At 38.2% G+C, this 262-nt stretch carries 1 protein-coding gene; it reads left to right on the top strand.

The window, feature by feature from the left end; all coding sequences use genetic code 11:
* The coding region (locus ACRHNM_RS17080) for a hypothetical protein (RefSeq protein WP_431137832.1) at nt 1-262 on the top strand (262 nt) is incomplete at both ends.

Below are 262 nucleotides of genomic sequence, written 5' to 3'. Positions count from 1 at the left end.
GTACTTCTGTTGTTTCTGCAACTGGTGAGCACCCTGTAGTTACACTTGAATCTTATGCTGGTCAAATTGTACAATTTGGAATCTTAGGTTCTGAAGGTACTGTTGATGACCCAGAAGATAATGATATTTTTGTAGATAACTTCCGCGTTAGAGGGATTCCTACATGTCCAGAACCAACAGATCTTACTTCTAATAACTTAAGTTTAACTTCTACAGAAGTAGGTTGGACAGAGACAGGTACTTCAACGACTTGGAATATAGA

The organism is Psychroserpens mesophilus (assembly GCF_050617655.1).
Lineage (GTDB): Bacteria > Bacteroidota > Bacteroidia > Flavobacteriales > Flavobacteriaceae > Psychroserpens > Psychroserpens mesophilus_A.
The sequence above is the reverse complement of the archived record's forward strand: the minus strand, read 5'-3'. Positions and strand labels throughout refer to the sequence as shown.